Raw genomic sequence first — 20,582 nt, forward strand, 5'->3', positions numbered from 1 at the left:
AGTCCCCCGGCATTGATCGAACGGTCCCAATGGACACCCTTTCGAAAGGTAAGTGAATGAGCGACAACATGTTGTACCTAAAACGCGAGAAGCGCTTTCTGGTCCTGCTGGGCGTTATCTGCCTGGCGCTGATCGGCGGGGCGCTGTACATGCAGATCGTATTGGGCGAGGCGCCTTGCCCGCTGTGCATCCTGCAACGCTATGCGCTGCTGTTCATCGCCATCTTCGCCTTCATCGGCGCGGCCATGCCGGGCCGCCGCAGCATCACTGCGCTGGAAACACTGGTAGTGCTCAGCGCAATAGGCGGGATTGTTGCCGCAGGCCGCCATGTCTACATCCTTTCGCATCCTACCGAGAGCTGTGGCATCGATGTGCTGCAACCGATTGTCGACGGCCTGCCACTGGCCTCGATGTTCCCGATCGGGTTCCAGGTCAGCGGGTTCTGCACGACCCCTTATCCGCCAGTCCTCGGATTGTCCCTCGCGCAGTGGGCTCTGGTCGCGTTCGTTTTGACCGTCGTACTGGTGCCGATCGGCATCATTCGTAACCGTCGGAAATACCGCGGGCTACAGGGCCTGTAAGGAAAAAGTGCCCCTACGGAAAGGGGCATTTTTTGTGAAAAATTCGTGAGCTGTTTGTCGATTTTTACAGATCCTGATACAAACTGTTGCTAAAAAAAACATAGTCATTAAATTTCTAGATATCTACAATCCCCGCACTTGCCCCGCTGGCTTACCCAGTGATGAGCATTTTCGAGGTCAAATAGCGCCTTTTGCGCAGGCTGTGCCGTAGTGCCAGTCGGACTCTGAAGTACCATGAATGCATGCACCAAAGGGAGTTGGCCCGTATTCCGGGCGTGATGCCACGCATTCGAACAAGAAATTAAAGATAAATATGGATTTGTCGTTACGCTTTGCATGCGTCGTGACAGGCTTTGTTCAATCCAAAAAATATGCCAACACGGCAGGTTTCGGTGTTGGCGGTCGAAAACCAATTGCACCCGCAAGCTGCTTTTGCTTTTAGAGGTCGTGAGATGAGTAAAAAAAGGTACCCCAGGTTTTTTGGCTTCTTGGCCCTTTTCAGCATGCTTTTGCTCAGTGGTTGCGAGGGCGTGCCTCTGCTCGATCCTAAAGGGCAAATAGGGCTCGACCAGCGCAACCTGATTATCACCGCAACGCTGTTGATGTTGATCGTGGTGATTCCGGTCATTTTCCTGACCATCATCTTCGCCTGGAAATATCGTGCCACCAACAAGGACGCTACTTACACGCCTGAATGGTCGCACTCCACCAAGATCGAGGCCGCAGTCTGGGGCATTCCTCTGGTCCTGTTGGTGTTTCTTGGCTACATCACTTACAAGTCTACTCACGCTCTGGACCCGTATCGTCCAATCGAGTCCGATGTGCCGCCGATTACCATCGAGGTGGTTTCGCTGGACTGGAAGTGGGTCTTCATCTACCCGGAACAAGGCATCGCAACGGTCAACAAGATCGTTTTCCCAGCCAATACTCCGGTGAATTTCAAGATTACCTCTGATTCGGTGATGAACTCGTTCTTCATTCCGGGTCTGGGCGGCCAGGTTTATGCCATGGCTGGCATGCTGACCAAGCTACACTTGATCTCTAACGAAAATCACGAATACGACGGGATCTCCGCCAACTACAGTGGCGCGGGTTTCACCGGCATGAAGTTCAAGGCAATTGCAACGTCCAAGGCGGATTTCGACGCCTGGGTCGCCGAAGTCAAGAGTTCACCTAAAAAGCTTGAAGCTTCGGAATACGCTGCTCTGCTCAAACCGAGCGAGCGTAACCCGGTCGAGCTGTTCTCCGCAGTCACTCCGAACCTGTTCAATGCCGTCATCGACAAGTACGAAGGCATGAAGCCAGGCAAGGTGAACCCTCACGAGCAGGAAGGTACTGCACGCGAGTCGGACGCCAACGTGGGTGAGAAAGTGATGGACATGGGCAAGGGTAAGCATTCAGCTGCTGGGGCAGAGGAGTAAACGATGTTTGGTAAATTAAGTCTGGACGCGATCCCGTATCACGAGCCGATAGTCATGATCACCCTGGCGATGATCGCCTTGGGTGGTATCGCTCTGGTTGCGGCACTCACCTACTTCAAGAAGTGGACCTACTTGTGGACTGAATGGCTGACGTCAGTCGACCACAAGAAAATCGGTGTGATGTACATCGTGGTTGCCATGGTCATGCTGTTGCGCGGTTTCGCCGACGCCGTGATGATGCGTACCCAGCTGGCCTTGGCCCAGAATGGTGCCGAAGGCTATCTGCCGCCTGAGCACTATGACCAGATCTTCACCGCTCACGGTGTGATCATGATCATCTTCATGGCGATGCCATTCTTCACCGGCCTGATGAACATCGTCGTGCCGCTGCAGATCGGTGCCCGTGACGTTGCCTTCCCGTTCCTGAACTCCCTGAGCTTCTGGCTCCTGGTGTCCGGCGTACTGTTGGTCAACATTTCCCTGGGTGTCGGCGAGTTCGCTAAAACCGGTTGGGTTGCTTACCCGCCATTGTCCGGGCTTGCCTACAGTCCTGGAGTGGGGGTTGATTACTACATCTGGGCGCTACAGCTATCCGGACTAGGGACGACGTTAACGGGTGTCAACTTCCTCGTCACCGTGCTGAAAATGCGCACGCCTGGCATGAAGCTGATGGAGATGCCGATCTTCACCTGGACCTGCACCTTCGCTAACATCCTGATCGTTGCTTCGTTCCCGATCCTGACTGCCACCCTGGCAGCCCTGACTCTGGACCGTTACCTGGACTTCCACATTTTCACGAACGAGTTGGGCGGTAACCCAATGATGTACGTGAACCTGTTCTGGGCGTGGGGTCACCCTGAGGTTTACATCCTGGTACTGCCGGCGTTCGGTGTGTTCTCCGAAGTCATCTCTACCTTTACCGGCAAGCGTCTGTTCGGCCACAAGTCGATGATCTACGCCAGCGGCGGTATCACCGTCCTCGGCTTCATGGTCTGGCTGCACCACTTCTTCACCATGGGTTCTGGCGCCAGCGTCAACGCCTTCTTCGGTCTGGCAACGATGCTGATTGCGCTGCCGACGGGTGTGAAGCTGTTCAACTGGCTGTTCACCATTTACCAGGGCCGTCTGCGCTTCACCGCGCCAGTGCTCTGGACCCTGGGCTTCATGATCACCTTCTCGATCGGCGGTATGACCGGCGTTCTGTTGGCGATCCCGGGTGCTGACTTCGTGCTGCACAACAGCCTGTTTGTAATCGCTCACTTCCACAACGTCATCATCGGCGGCGCGGTATTCGGTTACATCGCTGGTTTCGCGTTCTGGTTCCCTAAAGCGTTCGGCTTCAAGTTGAACGAGAAGTGGGGCAAGGCTTCGTTCTACTGCTGGTTCTTCGGTTTCTTCGTCGCGTTCATGCCGCTGTACTTCCTGGGCTTCCTGGGTATGACTCGTCGTCTGAACACTACCGACAACCCGGCCTGGAACCTGTACCTGGACATCGCCTGGTTCGGTGCAATGCTGATCGCCGTTGGTATCGCATGCCAACTGATCCAGATCTTCGTGAGTATCCGTGACCGCAACAAGCCAGAGAATCTTGATCTGACTGGCGACCCATGGAATGGCCACACGCTGGAATGGTCGACGTCTTCGCCGCCACCGTTCTACAACTTCGCTGAACTGCCTAAAGCCGACGAGCTGGATGCATTCACCGCGGCCAAGCGTGATGGCGTTGCTTACAACGTACCGGCTCACTACTCGGCGATCCACATGCCGAACAACACTGCGACTGGCCTGGTAATGGGTCTGCTGTTGACAGTGTTCGGTTTTGCCATGATCTGGCACATCTGGTGGTTGGCTATCGCCAGCCTGGCGGCGACCGTTGTTTCGTTCGTCATCCACGCCGCACGTGACGATCAAGGCTATATGGTGCCCGCTGAAGAAGTGGCGCGTATCGAAGGTGAGCAGCACAAGGTCCTCGTGGCTCAGGGTGCATACACGCCTGGCAAATCCACACTGGAACAGGTTTAAACATGTCGAACTTAGTATTGAATCCAGGAGATGCCCACGATCACAGTGATCACGGGCATGATCACCACGATGCGGGGCCGATGACCGTTTACGGTTTCTGGCTCTACCTGATGACCGACTGCGTGTTGTTCGCATCCTTCTTCGCGATCTACGCGGTGTTGGTAAACAACGTTGCAGGCGGTCCTTCGGGACACGACATTTTCGAACTGCCATTCGTGGCCGTCGAAACTGCTTTCCTGTTGTTCAGTAGTATCACTTACGGCTTTGCGATGCTGGCCGTTCACAAGGGCAAGAAGAGTCAAGTGCTGGGCTGGTTGGCCCTCACTTTCCTGTTCGGTGCCGGCTTCATCGCGATGGAAATCTACGAGTTCCATCACCTGATCGTTGAAGGTTATGGCCCTAGCCGTAGCGGCTTCCTGTCTGGCTTCTTCGCGCTGGTAGGCCTGCACGGTCTGCACGTGACCAGCGGCCTGATCTGGATGGGCATCATGATGTATCAGGTCAAGACTCGCGGCCTGACGTCGACCAACGCTACCCGTCTGAGCTGCCTGAGCCTGTTCTGGCACTTCCTGGACGTGGTATGGATTTGCGTCTTCACCGTTGTTTATCTGATGGGGACTTTGTAAATGGCTAACGCACACGCGCATACCTCTGCTGACGACCATAGCAATGGCGTAAAGGACTATGTGATCGGCTTCGTCCTGTCCGTGATCCTCACTGCTATCCCGTTCGGCGTTGTGATGTACCCGGTCATGTCCAAGTCAGCGACGCTGATCACTATCCTGTTGTTCGCTGTGGTGCAGGTTCTGGTTCACCTGCGCTACTTCCTGCACCTTGATCGTTCGGTTGCCCAGCGCAATAACGTGTTCGCCTTTGCGTTCACTGCGATGGTCATCGTGCTGCTGGTCGGCCTCTCGTTGTGGATCATGTTCAGCATCCACACCGTCATGATGGCTAAATGAGGTAACCCTGATGTCCCTTAAGCACTTTATCCAAATCACCAAGCCGGGGATCATTTTCGGTAACGTGCTTTCGGTGGCAGGTGGCTTTTTTCTGGCCTCCAAAGGGCAAATTGACTTCGGCATGTTCCTGGCCGCAGTCATAGGCACCTCATTGGTCGTGGCATCCGGTTGTGTATTCAACAACTGCATCGATCGTGACATTGACCAGAAGATGGAGCGCACCAAGAACCGTGTGCTGGTACAAGGCCTGGTCTCACTGAGACTGGCCTTGCTCTACGCGACGATTCTCGGTGTTGGCGGGGTGGGGTTGCTTTACACCAAAACCAACCCGCTCGCAGCGATGCTCGCCGTGATCGGCTTCGTGATTTACGTCGGCTTCTACAGCCTGTATTTCAAACGCAAGTCGGTACACGGCACATTGATCGGTAGCTTGTCGGGGGCTATGCCTCCGGTAATCGGCTACTGCGCAGTGAGCAACAGCTTCGACTTTGCGGCATTGACCCTGCTGGTGATGTTCAGCCTCTGGCAGATGCCGCACTCCTATGCCATCGCGATTTTCCGTTTCAATGACTACCTGGCTGCGAAGATTCCGGTTCTACCGGTTGAGCGCGGTATCAAGGTCGCCAAGCGGCATATCCTGCTCTACATCCTGGCGTTCCTGGTCACCACCTTGATGTTGACCTTCGGCGGTTACGCCGGGCTCAACTATCTGGCGGTTGCTGCGGGCATGGGTATGTACTGGCTGTATATGGCCTGGAAAGGCTACAAGGCGGTGGATGACACCGTCTGGGCCCGCAAGCTGTTCGTGTTCTCCATCTTCACCATCAGCGCTTTGAGCTTCATGATGTCGGTGGACTTTCAGGTAACCAAAGATCTGCTGGTGACTTACGCCTTCTGATCCACAGTTAGTCTGAAAACAGAAAGCCCCGTTGCTCGTTTGAGCAGCGGGGTTTTTTATTTCTGGCGTTTCACCTCTCACTCAATTCTCAAACCAAAACTCATACTTCCCCGTCGGCTGCTCCAGCGCATAAGCCTGCATCACCTCCCTGAGTGTCTGCGCTGATTGCTCGTCGGTCGCATAAAAAGCAACGTGGTTGAACGCCGTAGCGATTTTAGGGATGTGCATCTGCAGTTCGCCGACCTTGATCCAGTTGTCCGGGCGTTCGGGGAACCACTCTTCGTAAACGAAGGCATAGTGGACGTTCTTGCGATCCATCAAATCCTTGATCCATTGCGGGCCGCTTTCGGACTTGCGCAGTTTCAGCGCTTCAAGGTTGCCCAGGCCCCAGAGGTCCAGCACGTATTGTCTGGAGTTCAGCGCCACCAGTCCAAGATCGTTGACTGCCACAGGGGCGTTGAGCCGCTGGGCGATCTGTGACATCGGGTACTGCTGGTTATAGACCGCTGCTGACGCTAGCGGTGTGCTCAGGGTGGTGTACACCAGTTGCGCGAACGCCAGTGGTAGCAGGCCGAAGATGATTGCTGTGGTGCGCGCCTTGAGATGGGTCAGGCACAGGTGCAGGAAAAACACCCCAAGAAATGTCAGCCAATAGATTTCATAGCGCCCGAACCATCCATTCTTGCCAAACAGGGTATGCAGCGCGGTGACCGTAATCAGCAGCATGACCAGCAGTTTACGGTTCGGCATGAAGGCACACATGACCAGCATCGCGAGAATGATCCAGCCATACTTTTCGAACTGGCCAATGGCATTCATGACGATGGACGATAGCCCGGTCGTGTCCGATTTGGCGATAACAGAGGAGGGCAGGTAGCCAACGCCCAGCCTGGCCAGAAACAGAGAGAACAGCGCCACGATACCGACCAGTGCGACTCCGCAGACCAGCGGCTTCAGACGCTCACTCTTGCACAGCAAATAGAGCAACACCGGAAGAGACACCGCCAGCCCTTCGTAACGCACCAGTGGCAATAGCAGGATGGCCAGGTAGACGCCGTTGCTCGTGATCTGTTTGCCGTAAAACTCTTTGCGCAGCACGCCCACTGCAATCACCGCCACCAGATAAATCTGCAGGCAATGTTCCATGCCGTTGAAGATCAGCCCGTAGAAGTTGGTCGCGAGAAACCAGCCGCCCAGAATGAAGAACCGATGGGCAGAGCTGATACCCGACAGCAGTCGGTTGAAAAGCGAGAAGGTCAGAAAGGAGAAACCGATGTTCAGGAGCAGCGGCACCCACAGCATCAAGCCGCTGAGAGGGGTAAAAGGCGCCAGGAGAAAGGGCCAGAGGATGCTCGACGACGGTGCCGAATATTCGCCGGGATTGATGCCGTAATGACCGCTGAAGATGCGCCTGGCCAGATCGATATGGATATATGGATCATCCAGGGTATACATCAACGTGCCGCCGTTGATGACCAGTATGCTCAGCAACAGCAGAGTGACTGGCAGGCAGAACAGCAACAGCATCAGGCGGCGATCAGGAGTGGTTGCGATAGAGCAGGTTGCTGCGTTGATGCCCGTATCCATGGCTATCTGCTCATCAAAGAAGGCGAAGGAGTCCTGTTTGTCTGAAACAGGGTCAGCCTAACGCAGCACCACTTGATGTCAAATTAATGGCCTCAATCGCTTCCTGCTCGATGAGGTGTTTATCACGCGTCAAAATAACCACTTCAGGTGTGAAGGCTACTGTCACGAGTGCGACTGGCAGCCCCCGCCATAAACCTGATTACTTGGCGAACAACTGACCGATGTCCTTGAACGCCTTGAACTCCAGCGCGTTGCCGCACGGGTCGAAGAAGAACATGGTGGCTTGCTCACCGACTTCGCCTTTGAAGCGCACGTAAGGTTCGATCACAAACTTGATGCTCTGCGAACGCAGACGCTCGGCCAGGATTTCCCAGTCTTCCCAGCTCAATACCACACCAAAATGCGGAACGGGCACGTCATGGCCGTCCACCACGTTAGTGCCTGCCGATTCTTGCGAGGCGGTTTTCGGGTGCTCATGAATCACCAGTTGATGGCCGTAGAAATCGTAGTCAACCCAATGATCGCTGGACCGGCCTTCGGTGAAGCCGAAAATATTCGTGTAGAAATGGCGGGCGGCGGCCAGGTCGTGGACGGGAATAGCTAAATGGAAAGGGGCGAGGCTCACGGTAGTCATCCTTTTTTTATGAGGCAAAGGCTATGGAAGATGGATTGATTCTAGATAAGAATAAATTTATGCAAAGCGGATATATTTACTGCTCAGCTCAAATAAAATCGATCAATTGGACGGCTTATGTTGCGTGAATTGAAGACCTTCATCGCCGTGGCCCGCTATGGCACCTTCGCCGCGGCGGGCATGCACATTGGTTTGACCCAGTCAGCTGTCAGTTCGCAGATCAAGAACCTTGAACAGGCGCTCGGCGTGCGTTTGTTTGATCGCACCGGGCGTCAGGCGATTCTCAATGCCGCTGGCGTTCGCGCGCTGCCCCTGGCGCAAGAAATGTTCGAGTTGTTCAATCGCATGTCGACGCCGGTGGACCCGGATGAGTATCGCGGCGAAATGAAGATTGGCGCGATTGCCAGCGCGCAAACCGGATTTCTGCCTCAAGCGTTGTTAAGGCTGAGGCGTCGCGCACCGGCGGTGGAGGCCAAGCTGGTGCCTGGCGTGTCGCTCAACCTGCTGAGTCAGCTGGACGCGGGTGAGCTAGACGTAGCGATCCTTATCAAGCCGCCCTTCGAGTTGCCCAAAGAACTGCATGTGCAGGTGCTGGAAACTGAGCCCTTTGTGCTGATTGTGCCGCTGGATGTCGAGGAGACCGATCCACTCAAGCTGTTGGCCGGGCAGCCGCACGTGCGCTACGACCGCGCTTCGTTCGGTGGACGTCAGGTCACGCGGTTTTTGCGTGAGCAGCAGATCGAGGTGCACGTCGCGCTGGAACTCGACGAGCTGGACGCTATCGTCAAGTTCGTCGAAAGCGGGCTGGGCATTTCCCTGATACCTCGGGCCGGGCTCTGGCTGGAGCGCGAAGCCAGGGTGCGGGTCATCAGCCTGGGCGACCTGACCTTTCATCGCGAAGTGGTGTTGATGATGCGCCGTAGCCAGCGCGATCTGCCGCTGCACAAGCTGTTCACCGATTGCCTGACACCTGACGCCGGTGGAGAGAATTCGTCAGATTGAAGGTGTATCAAGGTTTATGCGTATTTGAGGCCGCAAGCCGCGGATGATCTGGCAGAATACGGCCATTGCCTGATTCGTCCAGGCAGCCGCTAAATGAAAGAGGGCGTTATGAGTCACGACAGCATTAACTGGGACACTCTGGGTTTCGACTACATCAAAACTGATATGCGCTACCTCTCTCACTGGCGCGATGGCGCATGGGACGAAGGCTCGCTGACTGAAGACAACGTGCTGCACATCAGCGAAGGCTCCACCGCGCTGCACTACGGCCAGCAGTGTTTCGAAGGCCTGAAGGCCTATCGCTGTAAGGACGGCTCGATCAACCTGTTCCGCCCTGACCAGAACGCCCTGCGTATGCAGCGCAGCTGTGGTCGCCTGTTGATGCCGCAGGTGCCAACTGACGTCTTCATCGAAGCCTGCAAGAAAGTCGTTGCTGCCAACGAGCGTTTCATCCCGCCTTACGGTTCTGGCGGCGCGCTGTACCTGCGTCCCTTCGTCATTGGCGTGGGTGACAACATCGGCGTGCGTACTGCGCCCGAGTTCATTTTCTCGATCTTCTGCATTCCGGTTGGCGCCTACTTCAAAGGTGGCCTGAAGCCGAACAACTTCGTGATCTCCGGCTACGACCGCGCAGCGCCACAAGGCACAGGCGCAGCGAAGGTCGGCGGTAACTACGCCGCCAGCCTGATGCCAGGTTCGGAAGCCAAGAAACTGAGCTTTGCTGATGCCATTTATCTGGATCCGCAAACCCACACCAAGATCGAAGAAGTCGGTTCGGCCAACTTTTTTGCGATCACTCACGACGATGTGTTTGTTACGCCCAAGTCGCCTTCCGTGCTGCCGGGTATCACCCGTCTGTCGCTGATCGAGCTGGCGCAGAGCCGTCTGGGCCTGAAGGTCGTGGAAGGTGATGTGTTTATCGACAAGATCTCTGACTTCAAGGAAGCCGGCGCTTGCGGCACTGCTGCCGTGATTACGCCAATCGGCGGGATTTCCTACAACGACAAGCTGCACGTGTTCCACAGCGAAACCGAAGTCGGCCCGATGACCCGCAAGCTCTATGCGGAACTGACCGGCGTACAGTCCGGTGACGTTGAAGCGCCAGCAGGCTGGATCGTCAAGGTTTGATGTAAACCTGTAGGAGCTGCCGAAGGCTGCGAACGAGGCTGTGTCAGACAGACCGCTTTCGCAGCCTTCGGCAGCTCCTACAGATCTCCGTTATTTCGTGGAATCTGTCTCCTTCGCCGGCCCCAGCACAATCACCAGGTGCCGCAAGTCTTCCACGCTCAAACTGATGCTCTTGCCCGACGGGCTTTCGCTCACTTCACCCAGCGCATACACCGTAAAGAACTTCACCTCTTCGGCATGGCTCAGCAGTTCGCTGATGTATCGGCTGGAGCGGTAGGCTTTCATCTGCGCAGGCGACACATACAGCGTCACCAGTTTGCCCTCAAGCCGGTCGAAGAACTTGAACTTGAACCCCAGCCCGTAGCGCTCCACCAGACCGCCGCCGTATAGCACCCGACCGTTATCGCCCAACTTCGCGTATTTGATATGCCGGAAGTAGGAGCGCAGCGTCAGCTCGCCCTGGCCAGGAATCTTCAGGGTCAGCAGCTTGAAGTCATCGGCGGATAATTGCGCTTTGGCTTGACGATAGCTGTCGACGAGACGTTCAAGGTTGTTGGTGCGGGTTTCGCTGTCGCGAGGAGGCTTTGCTGCTGGAGCCTTAACGGGAATAAATTCGTCCGCTGCCTCTACGGCAACAGCAGCCGGTTTGGCTTCTTTGGTTTTTGCTGCACCCGGCGTCTTGATGGCTGGATCAAAGACGTCGATATAGTCATCCAGCTTGCGTTTGGCCTTGCGGATGCGCGTCTGTGGTTCGGTTTCTTCGCTATCAGCGGGCGGCTGATTTTCTTCTGCCTGCTCATCGATCCACTCACAATCGGGATGATGATCGGAGTGCGGGTTAGCGCGAAAGTGAGCAGACACAAACGTCGGATTGTCCTGCGGCTTCACGTCGTAACGCACGCCCGTAATCTTCGCCCCGAATCTGCGACAGGGCTCGCTCGAACAGAGAAACTCAAAACGCTGCCGAGGCTCTTCCTGAGAAAAGTATTCCCGGCGCGCAGCACTGATCGACAACTCCTCCTGGAGCTCGACACAGAACGCACGGGTGATGGTTTTGTTGGTTTTCATCTGGCAGGTCCGACAGGTCAGAAGCACGTCGTAGTGTCTTTGACATAACTGTGTCCTGCAATAGACACCAAACCGATAGGAGCCAACTTGTTGGCGAGGCAGCGTGCCTGATACACCGCGTCAAGCCTCTCGCGAACAAGTTCGCTCCTACCGGTTTTTCGGGTTTTACTGCCCCGGCACTGCCAGCCAGTTACCCACTGCTTTCTGATAAGCACCGGTGGCTTTGCTCAAGTGCAGCCACTGATCGACATAGCTTTTCCAGGCCACATCGCCACGTGGCAGCAGGTAGGCTTTCTCACCGTATTGCAAAGACTGGGTCGGATTGATCGCACACAAACCCGGCATGCGCTTCTGTTGGTAGAGCGCTTCGGAGGCTTCGGTGATCATCACGTCAGCTTTTTTATCCAGCAGCTCCTGGAAAATGGTTTTGTTGTCGTGGAACGCCAGCTGCGCGTTGGGCAAGAAGGCGCGGGCGAAGGCCTCGTTGGTGCCACCGGCCGGTTCGATTACGCGTACAGACGGCTTGTTAATCTGCTCGAGGGTTTGATAGCGCGCCACATCTTCACAACGGGCCAATGGAATCTTGCCGTCGACGTCCAGCGTGCTGCTGAAGAACACCTTCTTCTGGCGCTCCAGTGTCACCGAAATCCCACCCACGGCGATGTCGCATTTCTCGGCGACCATGTCCGGGACCAGCGTCTTCCAGGTGCTCGGCACCCATTGCACCTTCACCCCAAGGCTTTGCGCCAAGGAGCGGGCCAGTTCGATATCAATACCTTCGTATTCACCGTCTTCGCGCAGGAAAGAATACGGCTTGTAATCACCGGTGGTGCACACCGCGAGTTGTCCCTCTTGCAACACCTTGTCCAGATGCGACGGCAGTTCCTGTGCCTGGGCAAAACCCGACAGCCCGAAAAGCAGGGCGGCGGTAGCGCTGTGTTTCATGTTTTTCATAGGAGGAGAAGCTCGAGGGTTGGAGTGATGCAGCGGACAAAGCAAGAACGGAGCCATGTCGCGCAAGTGCGCAACCACTCAAACCCTGTAGGAGCTGCCGAAGGCTGCGAAGCATTTATCCTGACATACCGCGATCGCAGCCTTCGGCAGCTCCTACAGATGAACGCTCTTCTTACTGCCCCGGCACCGCCAGCCAATGACTGACCACGGTCTGATACGTCCCGGTTGCCTTGCTCAGATGCAGCCATTGATCGACATAGGCCTTCCAGGTGGTGTCGTCCCGTGGCAGCAGATAGGCCTTCTCGCCGTACTGCATGTAGCGCGTCGGGTTGATCGCACACAGCCCGGGCATGCGCTTCTGCTGATACAGCGCCTCGGACGAGTCGGTAATCATCACGTCGGCTTTCTTATCCAGCAGTTGCTGGAAAATCGTCTTGTTGTCGTGGAAGGCCAGTTGCGCCGCAGGCAGATGGGCGCGCACAAACGCTTCATTGGTGCCACCGGCTGGCTCGATCAGGCGTACCGAGGGTTTGTTGATCTGCTCGATGGTTTGATACAACGCCTGATCTTCACAGCGGGTCAGCGGGATCTTGCCGTCAACGTCCAGCGTGTTGCTGAAGAACGCCTTCTTCTGGCGTTCCAGCGTTACCGAGACGCCGCCCATGGTCACATCGCACTTACCGGCCAGCATGTCTGGCATCAGGGTTTTCCAGGTCGTCGGCACCCACTGCACCTTCACGCCAAGGCTCTGCGCCAGCGAGCGGGCCATTTCGATATCGATGCCTTCATATTCGCCATCCTCGCGCAGGAAGGTATAGGGCTTGTAATCACCCGTGGTGCAGACAGCCAGCTCGCCGGACTGCAGCACCTTGTCCAGATGCGAGCCTGAATCGTCAGCCAGGGCGGTGCCGGAGAGTCCCAGCAGCAGGGTAGCGGTGATGCAAAGTTTCTTATTATTCATGGAGGGCAGAACTCGAAAAAGTTAAGTGGCAACGCGGCCGTAATCCTGCCTGACAATCACCGTCGCTGCCATTGTTGCGGGGTCGTTATCTGCCCCTATTTCAATGTGTATTCATGCAAAAACACCTGACTGCACTGTTTTTCGTGGGAGCGAATTCATTCGCGAAGGCGTTTATCCGGCAAAAATATCTGCGTCTGACACACCGCCTTCGCGAATGAATTCGCTCCCACAGGGATGTGTTTTCACCGCGTAAATATCTGACTGCACTGTTTTTCGTGGGAGCGAATTCATTCGCGAAGGCGTTTATCCGGCAAAACATCTGCGTCTGACACACCGCCTTCGCGAATGAATTCGCACTCAAGGGATTTCCATTCATCCCGGCAACGGTGGGCTATTTGGCAAGCGTGTGAATATGCACCACGGCAGTGCGATCCGGCGCATAAACAGTGCATTTCCTGCTTATCGGTGCGTGATATACGCATATCTATCTATTTAGCGCGCACATCGATCTTTTATTGGGTAATCTGTGCGCGCTTTGGTTGGCGGTTTTCTGTTGGCCAGCTATTCGTCCTTACACTTTTCAAGAGTTCGTCATGACCCAGATCGCCGCCACTCAGACCGTCAAGCACTCCATGTTCGAAGACATATTTGCGATCGTCATTGGCACGTTGATGGTGTCCTTTGGGGTGATGATGCTGCGTCAGGTGGGCGGTGTGACCGGCAGCAGCGCCGGGATCGCGTTCCTGATCAGCTATGCGACCCACTTATCATTCGGCGTGGCATTCTTCCTGATCAACCTGCCGTTCTATTATCTGGCCATCCGCCGAATGGGCTGGGCGTTTACCATCAAGACCTTCTGCTCGGTCGCGCTGGTGTCGATATTCTCCGAGCTGCACGCGCGGTTCATCCATATCGACCAGTTGCAGCCGATCTACGCAGCGCTGTTCGGCAATATCATGATGGGCCTGGGGTTCATCGTTTTGTTCCGGCACAAGGCAAGCCTGGGCGGTATCAATATTCTTGCGCTGTACCTGCAAGACCGCATCGGTCTGCGCGCAGGCAAGTTGCAGATGGTTGTAGACGTACTCGTGGTGCTGGGCTCTCTGTACCTCGTCAGCCTGCCGATACTGTTGGCATCCATCGCCGGTGCTATCGTGCTGAACCTGATCATCGCGGTGAACCATCGGCCGAATCGTTATACCGCCTGATGCCTTCCAGTTAGTGCAGAAAAAACAAGAGCAAGCCCCCGCTGAGGAGCCTGCTCTTTTTTTGCGGTGCTTCACTGGTTGTTACTCTGGGGGTGTTTACTCTGGGGTAGCTACTCTGGCTATTTATCCGACCGATAGCTGATTGCCGCATAACCACTGGTTGAGTGCGACTGAAGTTCTCGGGTCAGTTGCCCAAGAGTCCGCAGACTCTTCAAGGTCTGGTTCACCTGAAAGCCACGTTTGAGAATAACGGCCTGCTGATCAAAACGTTTTAACGTTGAGTCAAATACGGCGGGTGCAGCCTCAAGTGTCTCCAGATCCTGTCGGGGCGAATGTCCAGTTAAAGCCATGGTTACCTCCTTATCAGTTCGGGGTTTGGGCCAGCGATTGTTCAAACGATCAAGCGTCTTTGCCTTGCACGAAACCTGAGCCCAGATCAGCCGCAGTGATCGGGTTGGACTCCGGATCGGACATGGTTCGGGTTTTCATATCAAGCAGCACATCTTCATCTTCATCTGACAACACGACAGACGCACTACCGTCGCCACCATCCACCGCAGGCTCTGGCGATTCGACGTATTCCCACTCTTCACCCTCGTTCCATGGGCCGCGCACATCCGGGCCGCCAGTGGACAGGTTGAAGTACACGTTGGTGAACTCAGGCATGCCGGGCAACTTGCCTTGCGGGAAGTTAGGCTGGATGGAGTGCAGTGCTTTTTCGAACGACTTCTGGTGAGCAATTTCCCGGGTCATCAGGAAGCCCAGCGCTTCTTTGACACCTGGATCGTCAGTCACATTCATCAGGCGCTCATAGACAATCTTGGCCCGTGCTTCGGCGGCAATGTTGGAACGGAAGTCCGCCGTTGGTTCGCCGATGGTGTCGACATAAGCGGCAGTCCATGGCACACCGGCCGAGTTGGTCAGTGGCGCGCCCCCGCCATACAACAGGCTGGTGATGTGCGAATCGTTACCGGCGCCGTTGATAGCGCGATACAGTTCGCCTTCTTCCTGTACGCCTTCAGCCAGTTGGCCTTTGCCGCCACGGTTAAGCATGCAGATGATCGAGCCAATGATTTCCAGGTGGCTCAGCTCTTCAGTGGCGATGTCCATCAGCAGGTCTTTACGGCCTGGATCTTCTTCAGCCAAGGCTTGAGTGAAGTAGCGCGCTGCTGCCGCCAGTTCACCTTGAGCTCCACCAAATTGCTCAAGCAAAAGATTCGCCAAGCCTGGGTTTGGTCTTGCCACACGCACGGTGTATTGCAAACGTCGGTTATGTAAAAACATGGAGTTAGTCCTCAACTTTATCTTGGCCAAAACGGCTGTGTGGTCATCTTTGGGGCCACAGGAAAGAGAGCAATTGAAAAGAAGTACCGTTCCGGAAAGTTGACCAGCGGTATTAAAATTTTAGAACTTGAAAGTTGATAGAGTCGACTGAGTGTTTATCGTCGTATAAATGCACTGTTTTGGGTGGGTGGCTTTTGATCGGTAGCTATTGGCCATACAGAAGCTGTCCTGATTACCTGACACCGCGCTGTCACGAAGAAACTAACAGATAACCCGTAGGACCGGCTTTAGCCGGGGGGACGTTAATTGGGCCAGGGTTGCCTTGCGGATGTAATGGCCCCCTCCCGGCTGAAGCCGGTCCTACGGAAACCCGTTTTTTCCCAAAGCCTACAGTGCCGCCTATATGTAAATTAGTTGTATTGTGGAAAATTCTTACACCTTTTGAAGTACTGTCTTATTGCTATATTTTTCTTTTAAATTCTTACCTTATAAGCACTTGCGACATGAAAAGCATGCGGCTAGTCTCCGCTCCGTTGCTCAAAACAAGCGACCGGATTTAGCGATCCGAATCCACATTAATAGACATCTCCTACGGAATGTTTCCAGCGTTCATCTACGCTTGAAACATGCGTTATGGCAGTTGTGCGTCGGAGACCTTCGGGTCTGCCGGTGTATTTGTCTTTTAGGTGGGCCGGTTCGCTAACCTTCGCACAACTGCCACCCTTACCCTGTTCAGCGGGTTAAGGATGGCAAGCCATGACCGAAAGGAGTTAAACGGATGCAAGCGCTTCAACCTCAGCCAACTCGTCCAGCCGATTGTTTCGAACCCCTGCTGTTCGTCCGCCACCAACGCATGCTGCGCGCCCTGATGCTCGAAGAGCAGGGCTGGTTCTGCCTGCAGGATCTGGCACGCCTGATGGGCAAAGCACTGGATCAACGCTCCATCTATAAACTCGACCCGGACCAGTACCGTACTGCGTGGCTGCTGGCCAGCGCTCAATGGAGCAAACAGATACTGATCAGCGAGTCCGGCGCCTACGCCATGCTGGTTCACCACTACGTCCCGGAAAACCGCGCCTTGCGCCGCTGGCTGACTCATGAAGTCATGCCCGCCCTGCGTGAAGCACCGCAAACCCATCAACCCAGCTTCAGCGTTATGCAGTGGCCCGGCAAAAGTCTGTGCCTGCTGCAATGGCAAAACGAACAGTGGATCAAACTGCGCGACATGCCGGACGTATTGCCCGCACCTCAAGCATGGGAAAAACCGTGGTGGCGCAAAGCGCTGGACATGACTCGCCAGTGATCCGCCATACGTCCAGGCGCTTGGTTGAAACCCGACCTGGTAATCGTGATTAGCTATTTTCAATGCGTAAAAAAAAACCAGACACTGGATCCAGTTTTCTTTTTTTATAATTTATTCAGGCATATACAGCCCGTTATCTGAAAACAACGTTTTTTCGCTGGAAACCTCGTTCCAGAGCCTCAAGTCTTCGCCGTTTCAGCCGCTATCAGTCGTATACATTTACGCGTAATCAATACCGATTGCTGCTTGCCTGCCTCTGATAAAAAACGTGTGCGGAGTTACTGCTTTATGATTTTCAATAAACGATTGAAGCAGGAGTTGTTAACGATAAGCGAAAAGCTTTCGTCCATGGAGCAGGTACGCGACAGTCTCGAAATCGAAATGCTGTCCATCAACCTTGATGAGCGCGGCAAGATCGAGTCGGTCAACCGCAAATTCGAACAGGAAATGGGCTACACCAGTAGCGAGTTGGTCGGCCGCTCGCTGCTGGAAATGGTGCCCAAATACGCCCAGAGCACTGATCACTTTTCGCGCATGAGCAAAGCGATTCAGCAAGGCAAGCACTGGGCTGGGGCGCTGCAGATTTTCCGTGGTGATCAGAGAGAAGCCTGGTTGCGGGTGATCGTTCAGCCGGTGACCAACAGCAGTGGCAAGGTCACGCAGTTCTCCGTGTACGCCAGTGACCTGACGCGCACCATTGAGGCCTCCCGTGAGCACGAAAACCTGATCGAAGCGTTGCAGCGTTCCACGGCCGTTATTGAGTTCGATCTCAGCGGTACCGTGCTCACCGCCAACCAACGCTTTCTGGATTCCATGGGCTATTCGCTGTCGCAAGTAGTCGGCAAGCACCACAGTATTTTCTGCGAAGCGCAGGAAGCCAACTCTCCGCAGTACCAGATGTTCTGGGACAAGCTGCGCCGTGGCGAGTTTGTGGTCGATCGCTTCAAACGTATCGACAGCCGTGGTCATTCTGTCTGGCTGGAGGCGTCCTACAACCCGGTGACAGACGCTCACCGTCGTCTTTACAAAGTTGTGAAATTCGCCACTGTCATCACCGAGCAAGTCGAGCGCGAAGAGGCCGTTTCCGAAGCCGCAAGAATTGCCTTCACGATTTCGAAACACACCGACGAAACTGCGCGTAAAGGCAGCGTCGTGGTCAAGGAAACCGTCGACGTCATGCGCGCCCTGGCTTCTCAAATGGAGCTGGCTGTAGAGGGCATCGGCGCACTCGACAAGCAATCGCAAATCATCGGCTCGATCATCACCGCGATCAGCAGCATTGCCGATCAAACCAACCTGCTGGCCCTCAACGCCGCCATCGAAGCCGCCCGCGCCGGTGAACAAGGCCGAGGCTTCGCCGTCGTCGCCGACGAAGTCCGCCAACTCGCCTCCCGCACCAGCAAAGCCACCGCCGAAATCGTCGACGTAGTGCAGAAAAACCAGGCACTCGCCGAGCAAGCGGTTGGCGTCATCGAACACGGAAAAAAACAGGCTGAACAGGGCCTGGAGCTGTCAGGTCAGGCCGGTAAAGTCATCGTCGAAATTCAGGATGGCGCCCAACAGGTTGTGAACGCTGTGGGGCAGTTTGCGAATCAGGTATCGGGTTGATTGATCAGCCAGGCCCGGGTTAAACCGGGCCTGGTTTATTGGCTTCACGCCGCCTTGGCCTCGGCCCATTTACTGTTGCTCAGCATGAATACGGCACCTTCTTCCGGTGCCGCATTGGGGGCGATTTCAAAAGGCCCGTTCTGGATATGGCGGAAGGCGGCATAAAACGCCCGCATTGCAAAATCCGCCGGACCAGGCACCGCATCGACCCCTTTTTTCTCCCAATTGGCGACCGTCTGCACATCAATGCGCAGCATCGCTGCAAGTTCCGACTGCACCAGGTCCTGCTCCTTCCTCAGAAACCGAAACTGTATCTCAAGCTCATTCCATCATGGTAGGACCGACCGGGGGGGCGCTCCACTTCATTCGGGAAGGCAGTATTTTAGTCGATACAAAGGCTGCGGATGCACCGGCCTCTTCGCGAATGAATTCGCTCCTACCGGGATCAACGTTTGCAGGCCAACATAGAACCTCCCACAGAAAGTGTTTGGGGCTGATAACTCCTAAGACTGCTGCGCCTGACACCCCACTGTCGTTTGGTCGATTCGGAACTCTGTGGGAGCTGAGCTTGCTCGCGATGAATGCAACGCGGTCCAACTGATACACCGCGGCGTCTGCATCGTGGGCAAGTCTCCTGAAGGGACACAGTTGCGGTGCGAATCGTGATGTCAGGTAGATCGCTGCGACACTCCAGGTGCGCACGATAAGGCTCTCCACCCAGTCTGTGGTCAGCAATATCTACTACCGGCTTGTAATCAGAGCTGAGTTGACCATTCAGGCCAGGCACACATCAATCCTCAGGATCAACCTGACTCTCCGGCTTCCAGCTTGCCACCGGATCAGCCATCCCCTCAACCCGGAGGAATAGTACCCAGCACACCCACGCCGATTGCTACCAATAAAAAAATCGCCATGTAGATCGTTAGCTTGCCCATAAGGCCTCCCGATATTGGGTGAGGTAGCGAGTCCAGATGCACGCTGAAAACTGCGCTATCAGTGGCCGGTTCCCGGCTGCTGAGGCCTTGATTATCGGGGGGAGGGTATTTTCAATACAGATTCAGAAGGCGGAGAAAAATACGGATCAGATGGCGAGGCAGGTGAGCAGACGTTAGGGCTGTACGGTGAATAAATAGCGTTGAGCATGACTTCTAATGAGTACCGGGGCTGAAAAACTGCTCGAAGTCGGTGATGCGTATGGTTGGTGCCAGATCACCAAGGACCGCAATCTCCTCATCTGCCTTTGTTGGCTTGTCCCGGTCATCCACTATGAAAAGCATATCGACAGGGTCTTCAGCTTTGTTGACGAGTAGCGCTTTCCTCAACCGTGCATTGATGGCGTTGGCCGTAGGCGTGACTGAATCGACATAGGTAGACCCCCATAGAAAGTCAAAGTGAGTTCCAGTTCCGCCCACGTTAATAAGTACGTTTCGATCCAGGTGTCTTGTCGGATCTTTCGCCCGCAACATCAGTTCAACTTCTTGGGTTAGCGAGAAGTCTGTGTCGCCCTCCGAAAAGCGATCCTCCTCCCAGGTGGCGATAGAGGAGAAGAGGCGCAGTATTTTCGCACCCCAGATACTCAATTCAGACTCAATAAAAACAGTTTCGAAAGCGCCTGCGTCCGACAGTGAAAAGCCATGCCTGATTGCAATGTTTTCAAGGCTCCGCCAGTTGCGTTTATCCCCCAGTGGATAGCCAAGAGAACGCAGTGCAAACAAAGTGATGCCGTCGTCTGTGAATTCCAGATTTCCAGCTTCTGCGAACAGATAAAAGTCCAGTGACTTCCCGCCCCGTAACGTGAAGGGCGTACTTATGTAGGTAGCGATCCTGCTACCGGTCTCGATGGTCTGGCAGTGCCATCCGGATCTCTCAAAGAAGTCGTTGCAACTTATGTTATCCATCGTCACTCCCGAAAAGATCGTCTTTGAAGGGAGGGGATAGTTTTGAAATACAGATGAGGAATT

18 protein-coding genes and 4 pseudogenes are annotated in these 20,582 nt (G+C 55.0%); 12 read left to right on the forward strand and 10 right to left on the reverse strand.

Annotated features, from left to right (window positions below):
- The first annotated feature begins 56 nt into the window (after positions 1-56).
- From K3169_RS07225 to cyoE, 6 genes are all read left to right on the forward strand, one after another.
- The gene (locus tag K3169_RS07225) at positions 57-581 is read left to right on the forward strand and encodes a disulfide bond formation protein B (protein WP_099267589.1); all 525 of its coding nucleotides are present in this window, start codon (positions 57-59) and stop codon (positions 579-581) included.
- A gap of 452 nt (positions 582-1,033) precedes the next feature.
- On the forward strand, positions 1,034-2,002 hold the full coding sequence (gene cyoA, locus K3169_RS07230; protein ID WP_027901030.1) for a ubiquinol oxidase subunit II: 969 nt from the start codon (positions 1,034-1,036) through the stop codon (positions 2,000-2,002).
- A 3-nt stretch (positions 2,003-2,005) separates the two neighbouring features.
- The gene (gene cyoB, locus K3169_RS07235; RefSeq protein ID WP_099267590.1) at positions 2,006-4,024 is read left to right on the forward strand and encodes a cytochrome o ubiquinol oxidase subunit I; all 2,019 of its coding nucleotides are present in this window, start codon (positions 2,006-2,008) and stop codon (positions 4,022-4,024) included.
- A gap of 2 nt (positions 4,025-4,026) precedes the next feature.
- Positions 4,027-4,650: a cytochrome o ubiquinol oxidase subunit III gene (locus K3169_RS07240; protein WP_027901028.1), complete on the forward strand. Its 624-nt coding sequence runs from the start codon at positions 4,027-4,029 to the stop codon at positions 4,648-4,650.
- Positions 4,651-4,986: a cytochrome o ubiquinol oxidase subunit IV gene (gene cyoD, locus K3169_RS07245; RefSeq protein WP_027901027.1), complete on the forward strand. Its 336-nt coding sequence runs from the start codon at positions 4,651-4,653 to the stop codon at positions 4,984-4,986.
- 10 nt (positions 4,987-4,996) lie between these two features.
- Complete coding sequence (gene cyoE / locus K3169_RS07250) at positions 4,997-5,884, forward strand: heme o synthase (protein ID WP_027901026.1); 888 nt, start codon at positions 4,997-4,999, stop codon at positions 5,882-5,884.
- Between the two features lie 81 nt (positions 5,885-5,965).
- On the opposite strand, the gene K3169_RS07255 is transcribed toward cyoE, so the two are convergent.
- Together K3169_RS07255 and K3169_RS07260 are read right to left on the reverse strand one after the other, a co-directional pair.
- Positions 5,966-7,471 carry a hypothetical protein gene (locus tag K3169_RS07255; protein WP_231666088.1) on the reverse strand — a complete coding sequence of 502 codons (1,506 nt, stop codon included), beginning with the start codon at positions 7,469-7,471 and terminating at the stop codon, positions 5,966-5,968.
- 199 nt (positions 7,472-7,670) lie between these two features.
- Positions 7,671-8,096, reverse strand: coding sequence for a VOC family protein (locus K3169_RS07260; protein ID WP_027901022.1), 426 nt, complete (start codon positions 8,094-8,096; stop codon positions 7,671-7,673).
- A gap of 126 nt (positions 8,097-8,222) precedes the next feature.
- Here K3169_RS07260 and K3169_RS07265 point away from each other — a divergent pair, with 126 nt between their 5' ends.
- Together K3169_RS07265 and K3169_RS07270 are read left to right on the forward strand one after the other, a co-directional pair.
- Positions 8,223-9,107 carry a LysR family transcriptional regulator gene (locus tag K3169_RS07265; protein WP_099267592.1) on the forward strand — a complete coding sequence of 295 codons (885 nt, stop codon included), beginning with the start codon at positions 8,223-8,225 and terminating at the stop codon, positions 9,105-9,107.
- Positions 9,108-9,215: 108 nt separating this feature from the next.
- Complete coding sequence (locus tag K3169_RS07270) at positions 9,216-10,235, forward strand: branched-chain amino acid aminotransferase (protein ID WP_231672857.1); 1,020 nt, start codon at positions 9,216-9,218, stop codon at positions 10,233-10,235.
- Positions 10,236-10,325: 90 nt separating this feature from the next.
- Here K3169_RS07270 and K3169_RS29705 read toward each other — a convergent pair.
- The 4 genes and pseudogenes from K3169_RS29705 to K3169_RS07285 form a co-directional block, all read right to left on the reverse strand.
- A pseudogene (locus tag K3169_RS29705) lies at positions 10,326-10,811 on the reverse strand (ATPase); the annotation flags it as partial.
- A gap of 59 nt (positions 10,812-10,870) precedes the next feature.
- A pseudogene (locus K3169_RS29710) lies at positions 10,871-11,303 on the reverse strand (ATPase); the annotation flags it as partial.
- 165 nt (positions 11,304-11,468) lie between these two features.
- Positions 11,469-12,257, reverse strand: a complete 789-nt coding sequence (locus K3169_RS07280; protein WP_263270791.1) for a transporter substrate-binding domain-containing protein — start codon at positions 12,255-12,257, stop codon at positions 11,469-11,471.
- 172 nt (positions 12,258-12,429) lie between these two features.
- Positions 12,430-13,218 carry a transporter substrate-binding domain-containing protein gene (locus K3169_RS07285; RefSeq protein WP_027901017.1) on the reverse strand — a complete coding sequence of 263 codons (789 nt, stop codon included), beginning with the start codon at positions 13,216-13,218 and terminating at the stop codon, positions 12,430-12,432.
- 593 nt (positions 13,219-13,811) lie between these two features.
- Here K3169_RS07285 and K3169_RS07290 point away from each other — a divergent pair.
- On the forward strand, positions 13,812-14,426 hold the full coding sequence (locus K3169_RS07290) for a YitT family protein (RefSeq protein ID WP_027901016.1): 615 nt from the start codon (positions 13,812-13,814) through the stop codon (positions 14,424-14,426).
- Positions 14,427-14,545: 119 nt separating this feature from the next.
- On the opposite strand, the gene K3169_RS07295 is transcribed toward K3169_RS07290, so the two are convergent.
- A complete protein-coding gene (locus tag K3169_RS07295; protein WP_263270794.1) occupies positions 14,546-14,776 on the reverse strand; it encodes a hypothetical protein in 231 nt (76 codons plus the stop codon).
- Positions 14,777-14,825: 49 nt separating this feature from the next.
- A complete protein-coding gene (locus tag K3169_RS07300) occupies positions 14,826-15,710 on the reverse strand; it encodes a manganese catalase family protein (RefSeq protein WP_027901015.1) in 885 nt (294 codons plus the stop codon).
- Between the two features lie 778 nt (positions 15,711-16,488).
- On the opposite strand from K3169_RS07300, the gene K3169_RS07305 reads away from it, so the two are divergent.
- From K3169_RS07305 to K3169_RS29720, 3 genes and pseudogenes are all read left to right on the forward strand, one after another.
- Positions 16,489-17,013, forward strand: coding sequence for a Bro-N domain-containing protein (locus K3169_RS07305; RefSeq protein ID WP_231666094.1), 525 nt, complete (start codon positions 16,489-16,491; stop codon positions 17,011-17,013).
- A gap of 381 nt (positions 17,014-17,394) precedes the next feature.
- Positions 17,395-18,081: pseudogene (locus K3169_RS29715) on the forward strand (PAS domain-containing protein); the annotation flags it as partial.
- A gap of 105 nt (positions 18,082-18,186) precedes the next feature.
- A pseudogene (locus tag K3169_RS29720) lies at positions 18,187-18,621 on the forward strand (methyl-accepting chemotaxis protein); the annotation flags it as partial.
- A gap of 44 nt (positions 18,622-18,665) precedes the next feature.
- On the opposite strand, the gene K3169_RS07320 reads toward K3169_RS29720, so the two are convergent.
- Positions 18,666-18,899, reverse strand: a complete 234-nt coding sequence (locus tag K3169_RS07320) for a hypothetical protein (RefSeq protein ID WP_263270796.1) — start codon at positions 18,897-18,899, stop codon at positions 18,666-18,668.
- Positions 18,900-19,769: 870 nt separating this feature from the next.
- Positions 19,770-20,519: a DUF1828 domain-containing protein gene (locus K3169_RS07325; RefSeq protein WP_099267600.1), complete on the reverse strand. Its 750-nt coding sequence runs from the start codon at positions 20,517-20,519 to the stop codon at positions 19,770-19,772.
- Between the last annotated feature and the right edge of the window lie 63 nt (positions 20,520-20,582).

Source organism: Pseudomonas phytophila, assembly GCF_025643095.1.
Classification (GTDB): domain Bacteria; phylum Pseudomonadota; class Gammaproteobacteria; order Pseudomonadales; family Pseudomonadaceae; genus Aquipseudomonas; species Aquipseudomonas quasicaspiana.

Excerpts from the sequence above, each read along its gene's own strand:
- K3169_RS07270 (WP_231672857.1), top strand. The coding sequence starts at position 9,216 with ATGAGTCACGACAGCATTAACTGGGACACTCTGGGTTTCGACTACATC.
- K3169_RS07325 (WP_099267600.1), bottom strand. The coding sequence starts at position 20,519 with ATGGATAACATAAGTTGCAACGACTTCTTTGAGAGATCCGGATGGCAC.
- cyoE (WP_027901026.1), top strand. The coding sequence starts at position 4,997 with ATGTCCCTTAAGCACTTTATCCAAATCACCAAGCCGGGGATCATTTTC.
- K3169_RS07285 (WP_027901017.1), bottom strand. The coding sequence starts at position 13,218 with ATGAATAATAAGAAACTTTGCATCACCGCTACCCTGCTGCTGGGACTC.
- K3169_RS07240 (WP_027901028.1), top strand. The coding sequence starts at position 4,027 with ATGTCGAACTTAGTATTGAATCCAGGAGATGCCCACGATCACAGTGAT.
- K3169_RS07290 (WP_027901016.1), top strand. The coding sequence starts at position 13,812 with ATGACCCAGATCGCCGCCACTCAGACCGTCAAGCACTCCATGTTCGAA.
- K3169_RS07305 (WP_231666094.1), top strand. The coding sequence starts at position 16,489 with ATGCAAGCGCTTCAACCTCAGCCAACTCGTCCAGCCGATTGTTTCGAA.
- K3169_RS07225 (WP_099267589.1), top strand. The coding sequence starts at position 57 with ATGAGCGACAACATGTTGTACCTAAAACGCGAGAAGCGCTTTCTGGTC.
- K3169_RS07295 (WP_263270794.1), bottom strand. The coding sequence starts at position 14,776 with ATGGCTTTAACTGGACATTCGCCCCGACAGGATCTGGAGACACTTGAG.
- cyoD (WP_027901027.1), top strand. The coding sequence starts at position 4,651 with ATGGCTAACGCACACGCGCATACCTCTGCTGACGACCATAGCAATGGC.
- K3169_RS07255 (WP_231666088.1), bottom strand. The coding sequence starts at position 7,471 with ATGGATACGGGCATCAACGCAGCAACCTGCTCTATCGCAACCACTCCT.
- cyoB (WP_099267590.1), top strand. The coding sequence starts at position 2,006 with ATGTTTGGTAAATTAAGTCTGGACGCGATCCCGTATCACGAGCCGATA.
- K3169_RS07300 (WP_027901015.1), bottom strand. The coding sequence starts at position 15,710 with ATGTTTTTACATAACCGACGTTTGCAATACACCGTGCGTGTGGCAAGA.
- cyoA (WP_027901030.1), top strand. The coding sequence starts at position 1,034 with ATGAGTAAAAAAAGGTACCCCAGGTTTTTTGGCTTCTTGGCCCTTTTC.
- K3169_RS07280 (WP_263270791.1), bottom strand. The coding sequence starts at position 12,257 with ATGAAAAACATGAAACACAGCGCTACCGCCGCCCTGCTTTTCGGGCTG.
- K3169_RS07265 (WP_099267592.1), top strand. The coding sequence starts at position 8,223 with ATGTTGCGTGAATTGAAGACCTTCATCGCCGTGGCCCGCTATGGCACC.